The following is a 12974-nucleotide window of genomic DNA, read 5'->3' as shown; positions in this document are numbered from 1 at the left end:
GCGACTGCCGGCGTCAACCGCCGACCGCCTGGCGATAGCTCGACGGCGTCTGGTTCGTCTGCTTCTTGAACACATCATTGAAAGTGGACTTCGAGGCGAAGCCCGCGTCCATGGCGAGCGCCAGCATCTTCAGGGCGCGTGCGTCGCCGGCCTTGATGCGCCGCTGCACCTCGCGCACGCGATAGCCGTTCACGAAATCGTAGAACGTCTGGCCCATCCGCGCGTTGAGCACTTCCGACAGCTTGTGCGTCGTCGTGTCGAGGCACGCCGCCAGCTCGGGGAGCGTCAGTTCACAGTTCTTCCAGGGCTGGTCGCGCTCCATCGCCGCGAGCAATGTAGTCTCGAGCTGGCGCGCCTCGTCTTCTCCGAGACCGGATCGCTCCGGCGATGGCTTGGCCGTCGCGTCCGGAGCCGCCGCCTCTCCTGACTCAGCCGTATTGACGACCGGGACCTCGACGGCGGCGAGCCGGAAGATCTCCGGTTGGCGGAGCCCCATGTAGCCGATGGCGTACACGAGCAGCGCCATCGCCAACGTGATGTCGGCGTCGCGCAGGCTGACGCGAACCTGCAGGTAGACCAGTCCGGCAGCCAGCAGCCAGATGCCGCCTGTCGCGCTGCTCAACCAGACGAGCCAGCGGAGATTGACGCGGGCGAGGTTGGAGTAGCTGTGCTCGACGTCATGCCGGTGGCGGAGCAGGTAGAGCACCGTCGCCGCCGAGTACGCGATCCCCGAGACGTACTTGAGGGGATCGATGTAGCGCAGCGGCGGCCCCACGCGGCGATCATCCGGCCCGCCGGTCGCGCCCCAGGCATCCCAGAGAGCGATCTTCTCGGCGCCGCTCTTGGTGAAGAAGGGCAGGGCCAGGAGGAAGACCAAAGTGACCAGCGCGAAGTGCAGCAACTCGCGTTGGCCAAAGCGCCACGATCGGTCGCTGGCGGCGCGCGTGTAGAGATAGACCAGCGGCCCGAAGACCCAGGGCGTCAGGTAGGAGACGAGAATGAAGTGCGGATAGACGCGATAGAGCCCGGCGGTGTAGTACGGGCCCCACGCGAAATAGACGCTGAAGGTCGCCATCAACGCCGCGAGCAACCGGTTAGCCGTGACGTTGCTGCGCTGCGCAATCAGGACGCCGGCGAGCAACAATCCCTGCAGCGCGCCGATGATCGCGGCGACCTGGACGAGGTCGAGGGTGAGGCTCGCCATGCCGCAAAAGGTATTGGGCATGGCGAACCGCACCAGAGCGGCCCGTGCGCGCCGCTCACCTCGACCAGCCTGTCGTCAGGCGACGCCTGACGCTACCGGCCGACGCTGAACTTCATCGAGACCGAAGGCACCCGCGCGAAGGTCGCCTCCCACCCGATGCGCACCGCCGCGTATTGCAGCTGCGCGCCGACCGTGGTCATCATACCGAGCGCACGTTCGTCGGCCAGCGTCACCACCGTCGACTTCTGGTGCGACTGCGCGAGGTACGTGGCGACGGCCGCGTAGGGCACCAACGAGGCCCGCGCGTACGTCCACCCCTTCCAGCTCGCGACCATATCGCCTCCGTAAACCTTGAGGTCGACGTCCTCCGGCCCGAAGAGCGAGACGAAACTCGCCCGCGCCGACAGATCCCACTCGCCCGCGAAGCGAACGAGGTGCTGCTGCACCTGCGCCCCGTACGCCCCGTAGTTGGCCTGAATGTTCCTCGTGAAGTAGAACCCCACGTCGCTCGACGACGTCAGGCCGGCGCGGAACGCGAGTCCGGGGAACTGCAGACCGCTCCCCTCATACAGCCAGTGCAGGGAATCCGGGTGCACGAAGGTGTCGTTTCAGGCGGCATCGCGGTCATCGACGTTCGTCTGCCACTGCATGAACGCGAACTCGAACTTGCCACGCCCCATAGGCCGCGCGTCGGCGAGCGGGCGGAAGTACAGCACCTGCGCCGCCTCCTCCGTGAACTGGCGCCAGGCCGCTTGCGTGAGCGACGAATCGAGCTGGATGGAGCACTCCTTCCACCTGGGATTCACGTGGAGCCTGGGCCGGCGCTGCGCGCTCGCCATCGCCGGGATGAGGGCGACGGCCACTGCAATCGTGTTCATCAAGCGCGAGCGTGTCATCGTATGCCTCCCTTGGCAAGAACGTCTAAGAGTTCGTCTCGATGTGATTCTGCGGTGAGCCACGCCAGGATCCGTTCGGCCACCGACTCCCAGCGTTGCTCGAGCATGCTGTTGTGCGCCACGCCCGGAATGATCTCGAACGCCGTGTGATAGGCACGCGCCGTGGCCTCGATGTCGTCGCGCGAGAGCATGGCGTCTCGCTCGGCGCCCAGCACGAGCAGCGGCGATTTCACGGCAGCCGCGTTCGGCCGATCGAGCCCTGCCATGTCGAGCAGCGCCCTGAACGACTCGTCCTGCATCAACTGCCAGCACCGTCGCAGCGAGCTCTCCGGGAAATCCGGCGAGAAGAACGCCTCGCGTGCCAGCGCGGGCGTCGCGACCAGCGATGACACCCGCTGCGTCGCCATGATCCGCGTGAAGAGCAGCGGACGACGGCGGGCGACGCGGAGCATCGCCCGCAGCATTCCCGACGGCGGCGGCGTCGAGAGCAGCACGGCGCCGGGTGCGTCGTGTCGCTCGAGGTACTTCTGGATGATGAAACCGCCCATCGAATGGCCGATCAGCACGGGTGGCCGCGGCAGCTGCGCCACCGCACTCGCGACGTCGTCCACGAAGTCGGCGATGCGCGTCCAGCGCAGACGATCGCGCCCCTCGCTCTCGCCGTGGCCGCGCAGGTTGACAGCGTACGATGCGAAGCCACGGCGGGCGAACCAGTCCAGGAAATGCGTCGCCCAGCACCAGGCGCCGTGCAGCATGCCGTGAACAAAGAGGAGCGGCGTGGGGCGCTCGTCTCCCGCCGGAAAGCGGGAGATGATCTCGAGTTTCATCGGGCGCGCCCCGCGAATTGCGTCACGCCTGGCCCCGCGACAGGCCGCGAACGCCCGGACGCGCGACTCGGCGCGGAGATCGCGAACGCACTCCAGACCAGGAACAGCCCCAGGTATTCCGTCAGCTCCAACGGCCCGATGGCGTTCACCACCTTGTCGTACGTCATCGCCGAGCCAAGGGCGAGCGTGTGGCCAATGAGCAGCGTCCACCACGCCCAGCGTTCGCCGCGGCGGAACGCGGTGAGGGTAACGGCGCTCCCCATGAAGCCGAAGAGCACGCAGTTGGTGCCGTGCAGGCGATACAGCACGGTCATGTATCCGGTGGCGGACGCGGCAAGCGCCGACCAGGAGGCGCCGGAGAAGCCTTCGTAGCCCGCGGGGAGAATGGCTTTTCCCCCCGGACCGAGGAGCTGATCGGGCGCGAGCGCAGCAGCCGCGCCCCACGCGACGTATCCGATGTCGACGATGAGGAGGAGAATCCAGGCAATCTGGCGGCGTGTCATGTGGGCAGCCCTCTGGTGAGTTTGAGGTAGAGGCGAAGGCAGGCGTGTCCCAGGTCCACTCCTGGGCCGAACATCATCGGGCACGCGCCGGCGATGACGCGGATGTCGTGCTCGCGGCAGAACATCACCGCGTCATGGGACACACTCGATCCCTTGGCGAGCGACTGGTGCATCCACACGCGGCGGACGCCGGCCACGTAGCAGTCGCGCACGACCTGCTCGGTGACCTCCGGGCGCGTGATGATCATCACCGCGCTCACACCGCCCGGAATCGACGCCACGTCGGGATAGCAGCGCTCTCCCGCGAACGTCGTCAGGTGCGGGCTGACGGGGAAGACGAGATGACCGCTCGCCTTCAGCCGGTGGTAGATCAGGTTGCCGACGGGGTGGTGCGAGTTGTCGCGCGACACCCCGGCGACGGCGATGCGCTCCTGGGCCAGGAAGTCGTCGACCTTCTGCTGGAGCGTCATGGTCTGCCCGGACGCGTTCACGGGATCCTCCCCGCCGGCTGAGGCGCGCTCGCCGCCGTGGTGATGGCGTTGGAGCGGGAGGCCGAGCAGATGGTCGCGATGTCCTCGGGCGACAGCCGCGCCTCGGGGCGGAAGCGGAGGTACGCCGGCATCGGCATCGTCCCGGCGGTCGCGTCGGCGCACGACGCGGCCAGGAAGGCACGCTGCTGGTCGGGCGAGTAGCCGGTCCACTCCGAGAAGTCGACGGACTTGCGTCCCTTGCGGGCGGCGCGTGTCATGATGGTGGAGAAGAGCGGCGCCTTCGTGTACCACCCCGGCGCCATCGTGCGGGAGTGACAGTCGCCGCAGGAGCGGGTGAGCACGGCGGCCAGCGGGCGCGACGTGCCGGGCTGTGCCTGGATGGAGCGACTGGCCTCGGATGCGCCCTGGGCGCTGGCGGGACGAACGACCGCGGCCGCGACCAGGACACCGGCGGTGACCGCGATGACTGCGCGCTGCATGATCGATCTCATGGGACTCCTCGCTTTGACGGGTGGCATCGCGATGAGCGGCATCGCGACGGTGAACGGCCGATAAGCTGGCCGCGCCAAGGCGGGAAATCGTCCGGACCGATCGGTCCGGACCACTACTGCCGACTTGCCGGTCTGCCAATACTTAGGTATTTACAAAAGTATTGCACCGTTGTAGTATCCCTCAGGCAGGTCAGGTAACCCAGACACGGGGAAGGGGTCGGAAATGGTTCAATCCGCAGCTACGGACGCAGTCTTTGCCGCCTTGTCCAGCCCGACGCGGCGGAAGGTCCTGGAGCGACTGTCGGCGGGCCCCGCCACGGTCAGCGAACTGGCGGCGCCGTTCGACATGCAGCTCCCGTCATTCGTGCAGCACCTGTCGGTGCTCGAACGGAGCCGATTGGTGCGATCCAGCAAGTGCGGGCGTGTGCGGACCTATGAGATTGCCCCCGAACGTCTCGAGGTCGTCGAAGACTGGCTGGCCGCGCGTCGTCGGGTGTGGGAAGCGCGACTCGACCGGTTCGACGAATACGTCAAACATCTCACGAAGAGGGAGTAACCCGATGCGCAAGCAATTCGCCTTCGACCCGACGCTCGACTTCGCCATCGAACGGTTCATCGACGCGCCGCCGCGGCTCGTGTGGGAAGCGTTGACGAAGCCGGAGCACCTCAAGGAGTGGTACATGCCCAAGCCGTGGGGGCGTGTGGTGCGCGCCGAGATGGACGTGCGGCCGGGCGGCATCTTCAGCATCGACATCGCCGTGGGCGACGGTCCGGAAGCGCCCAACCTCGGCTGCTTCCTGGATGTGGTGCCGATGGAACGGCTCGTCTGGACCTCGATGCTGTTCCCCGGGTATCGCCCGGCCGTCTTCGACGACATCCCGATCACCGCCATCGTGACGATGGAAGCGGCGGGAACCGGCACGCGCTACGTCTTCACGGCGCTACACCGGAACGCCGCGGACCTCGAGACGAACAAGGCGTCGGGTTTCTACCAGGGCACCGAGATGGCCGTCGACCAGTTCGTTGCGCACGTGATCGGGATGAAACGTTGAGAAGTTAGCGCTTGCTCTTCGCGGGATCTTCTCGTGACGCCTGCGTCCCAAGCTGTTGGGCAAGGCCGATGAGGATGCCTTCGGGACCCCGGATGTAGCAGAGTCGGTAGATGTCCTCGTAGTTGACGACCTCATCGACCACCGTCGCGCCGAGCCTGCTGAGTCGGGCCAAGGTATCGTCGAGGTCGTCGACGGCGAACATGACACGCAGGTATCCCAGTGAGTTCACGAGCGCCAAGCGGTGGTCGGACGCAATGGCGGGGGCGTTGAAACGCGACAGTTCCAGGCGGCTGTGGCCGTCGGGGGTGCGCATCATTGCGATCTCGACACGCTGGTCGCGCACGTCGGTGACGCGGCCGGCCCAGTCGCCTTCGATGGGCATCCGACCCTCGAGGGTGAGGCCGAGCTCCGTGAAGAATGCGACGGCGGCATCGAGGTCTTCCACCACGATGCCGACGTTGTCCATGCGCTTCACCGTCATGCTGTCTCCGTGAAGTCCAGCGCCAGTTGCTCGGTAGCTTGCACTCGAGCCGATGTGCGCGATCACTATTTGGTGCGGCGATACCTGAGCGGCGATCCGGGAAGCCGTACCTCGCCGACCGCGCCATCGGCGTCGAGGACGAACGACACGAGCGCCGGACTGTTGAACGAATCGTCCCATGTCGCGCGGAATATGTCGTAGTGCCAGTGCTCCAGCGTTCCGCTCGACGTGCCCACGGTGATCGTCAGCTTCCCGTCCGCCATGCGCACGGTGGCGTTGCCGTAGAGCGGATCCGCGTAGGCGCCCGTGTACTTGTCGAGTGGCAGCGACGGCCTGGTTCCCAGGACGCGCTTCTCGTCCGCTCGCTTCTGCCGAGCGAGGGCGCTGTCGGAGAAAGTCTTGTACATCGCGCGCAGCTCGGCGCTCCAGTCGTGCGGCTTGGCCTCCGCGCCGATGTAGCGATCGAACACCGTGTACATGAGCGCGTGACGCACCTCGCTGTGATCGAGGTTCGTGAAGATCACTATGCCGAGCCGGCGCTCGGGCAGGAGGCCGACGATCGCCGTCCGTCCCTCGATGCTGCCGGTGTGGAAGACGACGAACTCGCCGCGATAATCCTCAAGGAACCAGCCGAGCCCGTATGCCGTGAAGTGCGGCTTGGTGAGCGTGGTGGTCGGGTAGAAGTCCGGCTGGGGAATGACGGTCTGCGGCGTCCAGAGTTCGTTGAAGCGCGCCGCACTGACGAGCCGCTTGCCGTTGACGCGGCCCGAGTCGAGCAGGAAGCGCATCCACTTGGCCATGTCGACCACGTTGGAGAACGTCGCGCCGGCGGGGGCCACGTTGTCCACCACGCCCGGCGCCACCGGCAGTCGTCGCACGGTGTCGCGCACGATGCCGTGCGGCGCACTCACGTCGTTGGTGCCGGCGGCCAGCATGAGCGCCGCGTCGGCGAAGCTCTCGCTCATGCCGAGCGGCGTGAAGATGCGCGCGCTCGTGAGTGACTGCCAGCTGGACTTGCCGGCGCGCGCGGCCACTTCACCCGCCAGCGCGTAGCTCACGTTGTTGTATGCGTAGTGCGAACGGAAACTCGTCTGCGCCGGCACGAGGCGCACGCGGTCGTACAATTGCGCGAACGTCAGGCCGCTCTCGGCCCACAGATAGCCAGGATCCGCGAAGCCAATGCGATGCGTCACGAGATCGCGCACCGTGGCTTCGCGCGTGACGTATGGGTCGGAAAACTGGAGGGTGGGGAGGTGCTTGCTGACGTGATCGTCCAGCGACAGCGCGCCGCTGTCCGCGAGCATCGCGAGCAGCATCGTGGTGAACGCCTTGGTGGTGGACATGATGCCGAAGCGGGTGTGCTCGGTGACCGGCTCGGGCTTGCCCAGCTCGCGGACACCGAAGCCCTTCGAGAAGACAACCTGGTCGTCCTTCACAATGGCGATGGCCATGCCGGGCACTCGCCAGTCGGCCATGGCCTTGGCGGCGTATGCGTCGAAGCCGTCAAGCGGTGTCTGCTGCGCGTGCGCGGACTGCGCGGCGACGAGGACCGCGACCGCGGCGAGCGTGCGAGTGTTCATGGCGTGGTGAGAGGCGAGTGGAGGTGTGAAATCTAAGGTTCCGAAGTCAGCGTATGGGCATCGGCAGCCAGGAGCCAACGACCGTCCAACTGTTTGCGGTAGATGGTCATCCGATGTCCGGCGAGCACCGTCGTTTCTCCTCCGGCGCGTGGTGTCGTGGACAACGAGTCACGGCAAGTGGTATAGGCGACGTCGCCGACAACCACGATCCGTTCCAGTTCGCTGACACAAAGCACCTGGAACTGCTGGTGGGCGGTCGAGAAGCCTGCCGGAAACGCTTCGCGGCCAACCGGCGCTTGGCCCGGAGTGAGAAACACCACATCGTCCGTCATCAACGTGAGCAAGCGCGCCAGATCGCCAGCATTGACGGCGCGGATCCAGGTTGAATGAACGTGACGGATGCTCTGTTCCTCAGGGGACATCTGCTACCCTCCACGACGCGGGCGTTTCAGCCTGCTACGCCTCATTGTAGGCGCGCTCAAGGGCCGCCACGTCGAGCTTCACCATCGTCATCATGGCCTCCATCACGGCCTTCACTCTCTTGGGATCCTTGTCGCGAATCAGCTCCATGAATCGCCGCGGGACAATCTGCCAGGAGAGGCCGAACGGATCCTTGATCCAGCCGCACGCCGTCGGCGTCGCGCCGGCCTTGACGAGCTTGTCCCAATACTCGTCGACTTCCGCCTGGTCGGCGCAGTCAACATAGAGGGAGAAGCCTTCGGAGAAGGAGAAGTACGAACCCCCGTTGTAGCCCATGAAGGCCTGACCACCGACGACGAACTCGGCGGACGCGACTGGACCGTCCTTGCCCGTGCGGGCGACGTTCCTGATTTGGGAGTCAGGGAACGTGGCGGTGTAAAACTCCATCGCCGCCTCGAGCTGATCGTTGAACATCAGGAAGGGTGTCACCTTGGTCATCGAAGATGCTCCTTTTCGGGGGGGGACGATGGTAACCGAAAATAGCGTACCCACTCCGAGCTGCGCGTGGGTACTGTGTGCGCAACGCTTGGTTACGCGTCCGCTGGGCTTCGAAGCGGGACTTCAGGCTCACCCGGAGAAGGCATTGGCTTGCGGAACCAGATGAGCTCCACCGGAGCGCCGTTGTGAACGATCATGGCCGAGCGTACGCCTTCGGATGGAGAGCCGGGGGGGTAGATGACGTGCTGGCCTTCGAGTGCTGTATCGAGATCCTCGACCTCAAACGCCACGTGCGGCACGGTGCGGATGAGTTCGGGTAGCGGGCTGTCCTGCTCGAAGCGCATCCACTCGATGCCGTACGGGCTGGCACTGAAACCGGAGACGAACAGCCCGAACGGCTCAAGGTGGGTCTCGTCGGCCTGGACCTTGGTGGTGGGAATGCCGATGTGGTGATAGCGCCAGCCGAGTTGTTCGACAACGGGAGGCGATTCATGGTTGCGCCGAGCGCTGAACGGGAGGCCACCGGGGAGCGGCACGGAAGATTCGCCCATGGATCCCCCTGCGACGGTGAACGTTGGACGCGTCATGCGGATCCTTGATGCAGCCTAACGCTTGAGCGAAGCTGCGAACGCGCGGGGATGGAGTTGTGGATGCGGTCGGGAGGATGCGCGAGCTCGTCAGCGTCAGCGATTCGTTAGCCGGCGAGATCGCGGGGTTCCGCCGGCGCGAACGGGATCCGGTCGACCACCGCCTGCACCTCCCGCGGCGCCGCCCGGTGCCCGCGAGGATACGTGAAGCTCACCTCGAACGCGAGCGGCTCCGCGTGCGCGTCGAGCCCCGCGGCCGCCCACGCGTAGGTCAGCAGCAGCGCCGGACGCCCGCCGACCCAAACGACATGGTGATCGTAGCGCAGCAGGAACGCGGCGTCGGCGCGCGAACACGACCCGACCCAGCGCTCGTCGGGGTAGCGGCGGTGGAGAACGGCGGCATCGCGGGACCAACGCGGCATGCGTGACGACGATGGACGTGAGCGGGCTAACGGATAAGGCTTAAGCTGCGGCCGCACCGCCGCCAGCCAGTGATTGCGATGAGCTGCGGTGCGGCCGGCAGCTTAAATCATAGTTCGGTGGCCGACTCACTTGAACGGGTTCCTTGGCCCATTGACTCCGACTGCCTTCGGAGTTGATGATGCGATGCTGTGTGGGTGCAGCGCGCCGAGCACTTCCTGAGCCACAACACCGAGGCCATCGTCGGGCGCGTGGGTGGTCCCGAAACGCGCAATGACGATCCCAGCTGAAGGAATGACCAGTACCTTTTGATGGAGATGACCTGCGGCGTAGAAGGCATCCGACGGCAACCGCCAGTCGGGGCGCCACGACGGCCCTCCAAGCCACCAACCCGCACCGTAGCCGGACTGCAAAGTCGGTGTGGTCGAGTACGTGACCCACCCCTCTGGCAAGATGCGCTGCACTCCAACGACTCCGTCAGTCGCAAACAGCCGACCAAACCTCGCCCAGTCTCGCGCGCTCGCGTACATCGCGATCGGTACGCCGGTGGCGTCGAACTCAAGCACGGCCGTCCGCATGCCCACCGGAGCGAACAATGCTGCGCGCGCGAAGCGGGCGACGTCATCGGCGCTCCCGCCGACTGCATCACGAATGATGCGCCCAAGGATGACAGTGTTGCCTGTGCTGTAGTGCCATTCACTACCCGGTGGCGCTTCAAGGTGCGCGAGCTCGGCAAAAGCCGCCATGTCGCGCTCGAGATAGAGCATCCGCGATACCGGATCGAACCCCGAGTTCGTTTCCCGCAACGCCAAGCCGCTCGTCATTCTCAGCAGGTCGTCAACGGTGATCGCGCGGCGCGGGTCGCCTGAGCGGCTCCAGGCGCGGACCGGCGCACGTTGGTGTACATCCAGGCGCCCTTCGCGGACCAGAATGCCTACGACGGCGTTGATGACTGATTTCTTGAGCGACCAACCTTGAAGTCGCGTCATGGTTCCGTACCCAGACGCGTAGCGCTCAGCGATGATCGAGTCACCATGCAGCACGACGACGGCGGTGGTCGCCAGCTCGGGCCGAGAGAACGCTCGATCCAGGACGGCCCTGACACGGTCATTCGGCGTTTCCACAACTGCGGCTGAGTCGGCTGAGTCGGGAGGCAAAGGCTGGATGCGGAGTGACGGCGGGGGATTACCGTGGAGCAGAACACATCCAGCGCCAAATCGGTGGACGGCGCGGCTCCGAAACAGGCCTGCCACACTCGTGCTCACGGTGCCCGTCACCGTGTCGACGCGGTACCGCAGCACGGGGTCCAGGAGGTCAAGGTGACCCATCGGGCGAAGCGTCGTGGCGTAGGCACGATCAGGTGACAAGCCAGAAACGAAAGTTGCAGAGCACAACGTCTGGCTCACCAGTGCCGATCCAACTCGAATTGCACGGTCCGGCCTCACGGCAACGCACGTGCCGATCAGGCCGACGGTGATTGCGGCAACCACAGCTTGGCGCACACGTACTCGTTTACCGGTCATGAGGGTGGCCACCTAACGACTGCAATTCTGCTGCGGCGCGTGAAAAAGAATGCCGCTGGCGGGCTCGGCCCGCCAGCGGCTACCACCCTACGGCGCCGTCAGCAGCAATTGCTGGTTATACGGCTCCTTGCTTCTCAGCGGCCCTTCTTCGCCTGCGCCAACTGGCGCTCGAGGATTGCCTGCGACACCACATTGTAGCTGATGCGCCAGGAAAGCGAATTACGCCCAACGTACTCCGGCCTTGCGTTCTCCTGCTCATGCACGTCCTGGATGCCCAGAATGAGGCCCTCAATACAGGCATCGACGAGTTCATCGAGTGGCATGATCCAGCTGAACGTACCTTTCGGCTTGTTCCAATCGACGTTTGCGCGGAATCCGGCGAGCATCGGCATGATCCACCCGAGCGGGATCTTGCCGTTGACCTGCTCATTGAGGAAAACGAGCTGATTGTCGCGGTGGCTTTGGCTCCGCACGCGCGTGCCCTTTCCGACCTTGTAGCGTCCGATGTTGAACTTGAGTGCGCGCTTCTCGATCGTATCCCGAAGCCACAGGATCTCAGGGGCCTTCGAGATGAGAACGCTGAACGAATCGCCGGCCTTCGAGTCCTTGGCCTGTTCAGCGAAGCGGCGGACGATGCCTTCCTTCCGTCCGAAGAGCGCAACAGGATGCCGTTTCTCGTCGTACTCGGAGCAATCGAACACTGCAAGGTAGTACAGGATCTCACGAACATCGACCGGCTTGACCTCATTCATCTTGTACGCAATCTGCTCTGCGTACGGATGGTCGGCCAAGACCTGCTGAAGCGCCGCAAAGTGATCCTTGAGATTCTCTAGGCTCTTCAGGTCGACTTGCTGGCTCGTGTTCAGCCCGCCAGCGATCTCTGCAATCTGGTCGGGTTCCACGCCGGTGATCGCCTTAATGAACACGCTCGCAGGCCAGCCATTTTCCGGGGGAGACTTCTGCGCCTCCAAGATCGCGTCCAGCGTGTGTCCGCCGTCGACGACACCGTGCAGGCTTTGGTCGTTGAGATGGAGGATCACCTCCTGCCGCTTGTCGTCGAACGACAGGTCATCCGCGACTACGGTGATACCGCGGTTACGCTCGTGGAAGCGCCCGGGTTCGTCGCGGAGCGTCTGCACGATGGCCTTGTAGACAGAGCTTCGGCGGTTGACCTCGCGCGGATTCACCTCGCGCCAGTCCCAGAGGTCGCGCGGCAGCGTGGCCGCGGGGGAAAAGAAGACGCCGAGCTTGGAGTTGCCTGTCGGCGAAGGCAGCGAGCGGAACTGCTTGGTGGGAAATCGAAACGACGACATAGAGCCTCCTTGGCAAGTGACTCACGATGAGTGCACCGCCGATGATTGCCCTACACCGTGGACGCTAACGCGGAAGTGCGCCAAGCGAACATCGATGAGGACGGTGTCAATTTAGTGGGAGGCCCGTGGCCCAGTCAAGCGACCTTTCAGGAAGGAGGCGCGGAGCGAGAGCCGTATAACGACTGGCGTTCGTCAGCAGCAACGTCAGGTTAGATCGCATGCGGCAGACGATTGTTGGCATATCCTACAATCGGAGCAATGGCGTTTACGATCTTGAGGGCCGCGGCCTCCAGCGGCCCGTGTACTGGGTATGTTCGGGCGCCGGTGACTATGTACTCCAACTGCTTCGTCGAGTACAGCATGTCTAGGTGACCGATCGTGGCACGCTCTTCGACTGTTAGCGCGACGAGGTCATCAAGACCTACAGCACTGGCTGCGGCGTACAGCTTCTCCAACGCATGCCCATACTTGCGAATGCCTCGGAGGGTTGCTCCCTTCTTCAGGAGGAGCGCCTTCAGGGACAGTTCAATTGCATGTCCGACGAGATTGAGCTGCGCCGGGTTGCGTGGACAGTGAGTTAAGCTACTGCCGCCCGCTCGAAGTTGATCGGGCTCTTGTTGCCAAGCGTCGAGTGCCTCCGGATGGGGTTGTAGAAGCGTTCGATGTAATCAAAGATGTCGGCGCGCGC

Annotated in this window: 18 protein-coding genes; 2 read left to right on the top strand and 16 right to left on the bottom strand. The window is 64.8% G+C overall.

Translation table 11 applies throughout. The features are described 5' to 3' along the window. Positions 1–13 precede the first annotated feature (13 nt). The 7 genes from VGJ96_09255 to VGJ96_09225 all read right to left on the bottom strand — a co-directional run bounded on the left by VGJ96_09255 (position 14) and on the right by VGJ96_09225 (position 4412). Positions 14–1225: a helix-turn-helix transcriptional regulator gene (locus tag VGJ96_09255; GenBank protein HEY3287286.1), complete on the bottom strand. Its 1212-nt coding sequence runs from the start codon at positions 1223–1225 to the stop codon at positions 14–16. Between the two features lie 71 nt (positions 1226–1296). Further along, positions 1297–1800: a hypothetical protein gene (locus tag VGJ96_09250; protein HEY3287285.1), complete on the bottom strand. Its 504-nt coding sequence runs from the start codon at positions 1798–1800 to the stop codon at positions 1297–1299. Positions 1801–1812: 12 nt separating this feature from the next. Next, positions 1813–2100 carry a hypothetical protein gene (locus VGJ96_09245; GenBank protein HEY3287284.1) on the bottom strand — a complete coding sequence of 96 codons (288 nt, stop codon included), beginning with the start codon at positions 2098–2100 and terminating at the stop codon, positions 1813–1815. Then, a complete protein-coding gene (locus tag VGJ96_09240) occupies positions 2097–2927 on the bottom strand; it encodes an alpha/beta fold hydrolase (GenBank protein HEY3287283.1) in 831 nt (276 codons plus the stop codon). The genes VGJ96_09245 and VGJ96_09240 overlap by 4 nt, the downstream gene beginning before the upstream one ends. Then, positions 2924–3430: a hypothetical protein gene (locus VGJ96_09235; GenBank protein ID HEY3287282.1), complete on the bottom strand. Its 507-nt coding sequence runs from the start codon at positions 3428–3430 to the stop codon at positions 2924–2926. Before VGJ96_09235 ends, VGJ96_09240 begins: the two co-directional genes overlap by 4 nt. Further along, positions 3427–3921 (bottom strand): CoA-binding protein, encoded by a 495-nt coding sequence (locus VGJ96_09230; protein ID HEY3287281.1) that lies wholly within the window; start codon positions 3919–3921, stop codon positions 3427–3429. Before VGJ96_09230 ends, VGJ96_09235 begins: the two co-directional genes overlap by 4 nt. Continuing rightward, complete coding sequence (locus VGJ96_09225; protein ID HEY3287280.1) at positions 3918–4412, bottom strand: heme-binding domain-containing protein; 495 nt, start codon at positions 4410–4412, stop codon at positions 3918–3920. Before VGJ96_09225 ends, VGJ96_09230 begins: the two co-directional genes overlap by 4 nt. A gap of 223 nt (positions 4413–4635) precedes the next feature. On the opposite strand from VGJ96_09225, the gene VGJ96_09220 reads away from it, so the two are divergent. Together VGJ96_09220 and VGJ96_09215 are read left to right on the top strand one after the other, a co-directional pair. Then, positions 4636–4968, top strand: coding sequence for a metalloregulator ArsR/SmtB family transcription factor (locus VGJ96_09220; GenBank protein ID HEY3287279.1), 333 nt, complete (start codon positions 4636–4638; stop codon positions 4966–4968). A 4-nt stretch (positions 4969–4972) separates the two neighbouring features. Beyond that, the gene (locus VGJ96_09215) at positions 4973–5464 is read left to right on the top strand and encodes an SRPBCC family protein (protein HEY3287278.1); all 492 of its coding nucleotides are present in this window, start codon (positions 4973–4975) and stop codon (positions 5462–5464) included. Between the two features lie 4 nt (positions 5465–5468). On the opposite strand, the gene VGJ96_09210 is transcribed toward VGJ96_09215, so the two are convergent. The 9 genes from VGJ96_09210 to VGJ96_09170 all read right to left on the bottom strand — a co-directional run. After that, positions 5469–5945, bottom strand: a complete 477-nt coding sequence (locus VGJ96_09210; protein HEY3287277.1) for a VOC family protein — start codon at positions 5943–5945, stop codon at positions 5469–5471. 65 nt (positions 5946–6010) lie between these two features. Beyond that, positions 6011–7525, bottom strand: coding sequence for a serine hydrolase (locus VGJ96_09205; GenBank protein ID HEY3287276.1), 1515 nt, complete (start codon positions 7523–7525; stop codon positions 6011–6013). Positions 7526–7557: 32 nt separating this feature from the next. Then, a complete protein-coding gene (locus VGJ96_09200; GenBank protein HEY3287275.1) occupies positions 7558–7947 on the bottom strand; it encodes a nuclear transport factor 2 family protein in 390 nt (129 codons plus the stop codon). 34 nt (positions 7948–7981) lie between these two features. Beyond that, a complete protein-coding gene (locus tag VGJ96_09195) occupies positions 7982–8443 on the bottom strand; it encodes a VOC family protein (GenBank protein HEY3287274.1) in 462 nt (153 codons plus the stop codon). A gap of 92 nt (positions 8444–8535) precedes the next feature. After that, positions 8536–9030: a hypothetical protein gene (locus tag VGJ96_09190; GenBank protein HEY3287273.1), complete on the bottom strand. Its 495-nt coding sequence runs from the start codon at positions 9028–9030 to the stop codon at positions 8536–8538. A gap of 107 nt (positions 9031–9137) precedes the next feature. Continuing rightward, positions 9138–9452, bottom strand: coding sequence for a hypothetical protein (locus VGJ96_09185; GenBank protein ID HEY3287272.1), 315 nt, complete (start codon positions 9450–9452; stop codon positions 9138–9140). Positions 9453–9578: 126 nt separating this feature from the next. Beyond that, positions 9579–10778, bottom strand: coding sequence for a serine hydrolase (locus tag VGJ96_09180; GenBank protein HEY3287271.1), 1200 nt, complete (start codon positions 10776–10778; stop codon positions 9579–9581). Between the two features lie 329 nt (positions 10779–11107). Then, positions 11108–12286, bottom strand: a complete 1179-nt coding sequence (locus tag VGJ96_09175; protein HEY3287270.1) for an AIPR family protein — start codon at positions 12284–12286, stop codon at positions 11108–11110. A gap of 577 nt (positions 12287–12863) precedes the next feature. Beyond that, on the bottom strand, positions 12864–12974 hold a 111-nt coding region (locus VGJ96_09170; protein ID HEY3287269.1), incomplete at its 5' end, for an IS3 family transposase.

This window comes from Gemmatimonadaceae bacterium, from assembly GCA_036504815.1.
Classification (GTDB): Bacteria; Gemmatimonadota; Gemmatimonadetes; order Gemmatimonadales; family Gemmatimonadaceae; genus PNKL01.
This window is presented reverse-complemented; position numbering and strand designations above follow the sequence as displayed.

What these genes read in the sequence shown, in the direction of transcription:
- VGJ96_09255 (HEY3287286.1), bottom strand. Translation starts at nt 1,225, where the DNA reads ATGCCCAATACCTTTTGCGGCATGGCGAGCCTCACCCTCGACCTCGTC.
- VGJ96_09245 (HEY3287284.1), bottom strand. Translation starts at nt 2,100, where the DNA reads ATGACACGCTCGCGCTTGATGAACACGATTGCAGTGGCCGTCGCCCTC.
- VGJ96_09240 (HEY3287283.1), bottom strand. Translation starts at nt 2,927, where the DNA reads ATGAAACTCGAGATCATCTCCCGCTTTCCGGCGGGAGACGAGCGCCCC.
- VGJ96_09235 (HEY3287282.1), bottom strand. Translation starts at nt 3,430, where the DNA reads ATGACACGCCGCCAGATTGCCTGGATTCTCCTCCTCATCGTCGACATC.
- VGJ96_09225 (HEY3287280.1), bottom strand. Translation starts at nt 4,412, where the DNA reads ATGAGATCGATCATGCAGCGCGCAGTCATCGCGGTCACCGCCGGTGTC.
- VGJ96_09220 (HEY3287279.1), top strand. Translation starts at nt 4,636, where the DNA reads ATGGTTCAATCCGCAGCTACGGACGCAGTCTTTGCCGCCTTGTCCAGC.
- VGJ96_09215 (HEY3287278.1), top strand. Translation starts at nt 4,973, where the DNA reads ATGCGCAAGCAATTCGCCTTCGACCCGACGCTCGACTTCGCCATCGAA.
- VGJ96_09210 (HEY3287277.1), bottom strand. Translation starts at nt 5,945, where the DNA reads ATGACGGTGAAGCGCATGGACAACGTCGGCATCGTGGTGGAAGACCTC.
- VGJ96_09205 (HEY3287276.1), bottom strand. Translation starts at nt 7,525, where the DNA reads ATGAACACTCGCACGCTCGCCGCGGTCGCGGTCCTCGTCGCCGCGCAG.
- VGJ96_09200 (HEY3287275.1), bottom strand. Translation starts at nt 7,947, where the DNA reads ATGTCCCCTGAGGAACAGAGCATCCGTCACGTTCATTCAACCTGGATC.
- VGJ96_09195 (HEY3287274.1), bottom strand. Translation starts at nt 8,443, where the DNA reads ATGACCAAGGTGACACCCTTCCTGATGTTCAACGATCAGCTCGAGGCG.
- VGJ96_09190 (HEY3287273.1), bottom strand. Translation starts at nt 9,030, where the DNA reads ATGACGCGTCCAACGTTCACCGTCGCAGGGGGATCCATGGGCGAATCT.
- VGJ96_09185 (HEY3287272.1), bottom strand. Translation starts at nt 9,452, where the DNA reads ATGCCGCGTTGGTCCCGCGATGCCGCCGTTCTCCACCGCCGCTACCCC.
- VGJ96_09180 (HEY3287271.1), bottom strand. Translation starts at nt 10,778, where the DNA reads ATGGGTCACCTTGACCTCCTGGACCCCGTGCTGCGGTACCGCGTCGAC.
- VGJ96_09175 (HEY3287270.1), bottom strand. Translation starts at nt 12,286, where the DNA reads ATGTCGTCGTTTCGATTTCCCACCAAGCAGTTCCGCTCGCTGCCTTCG.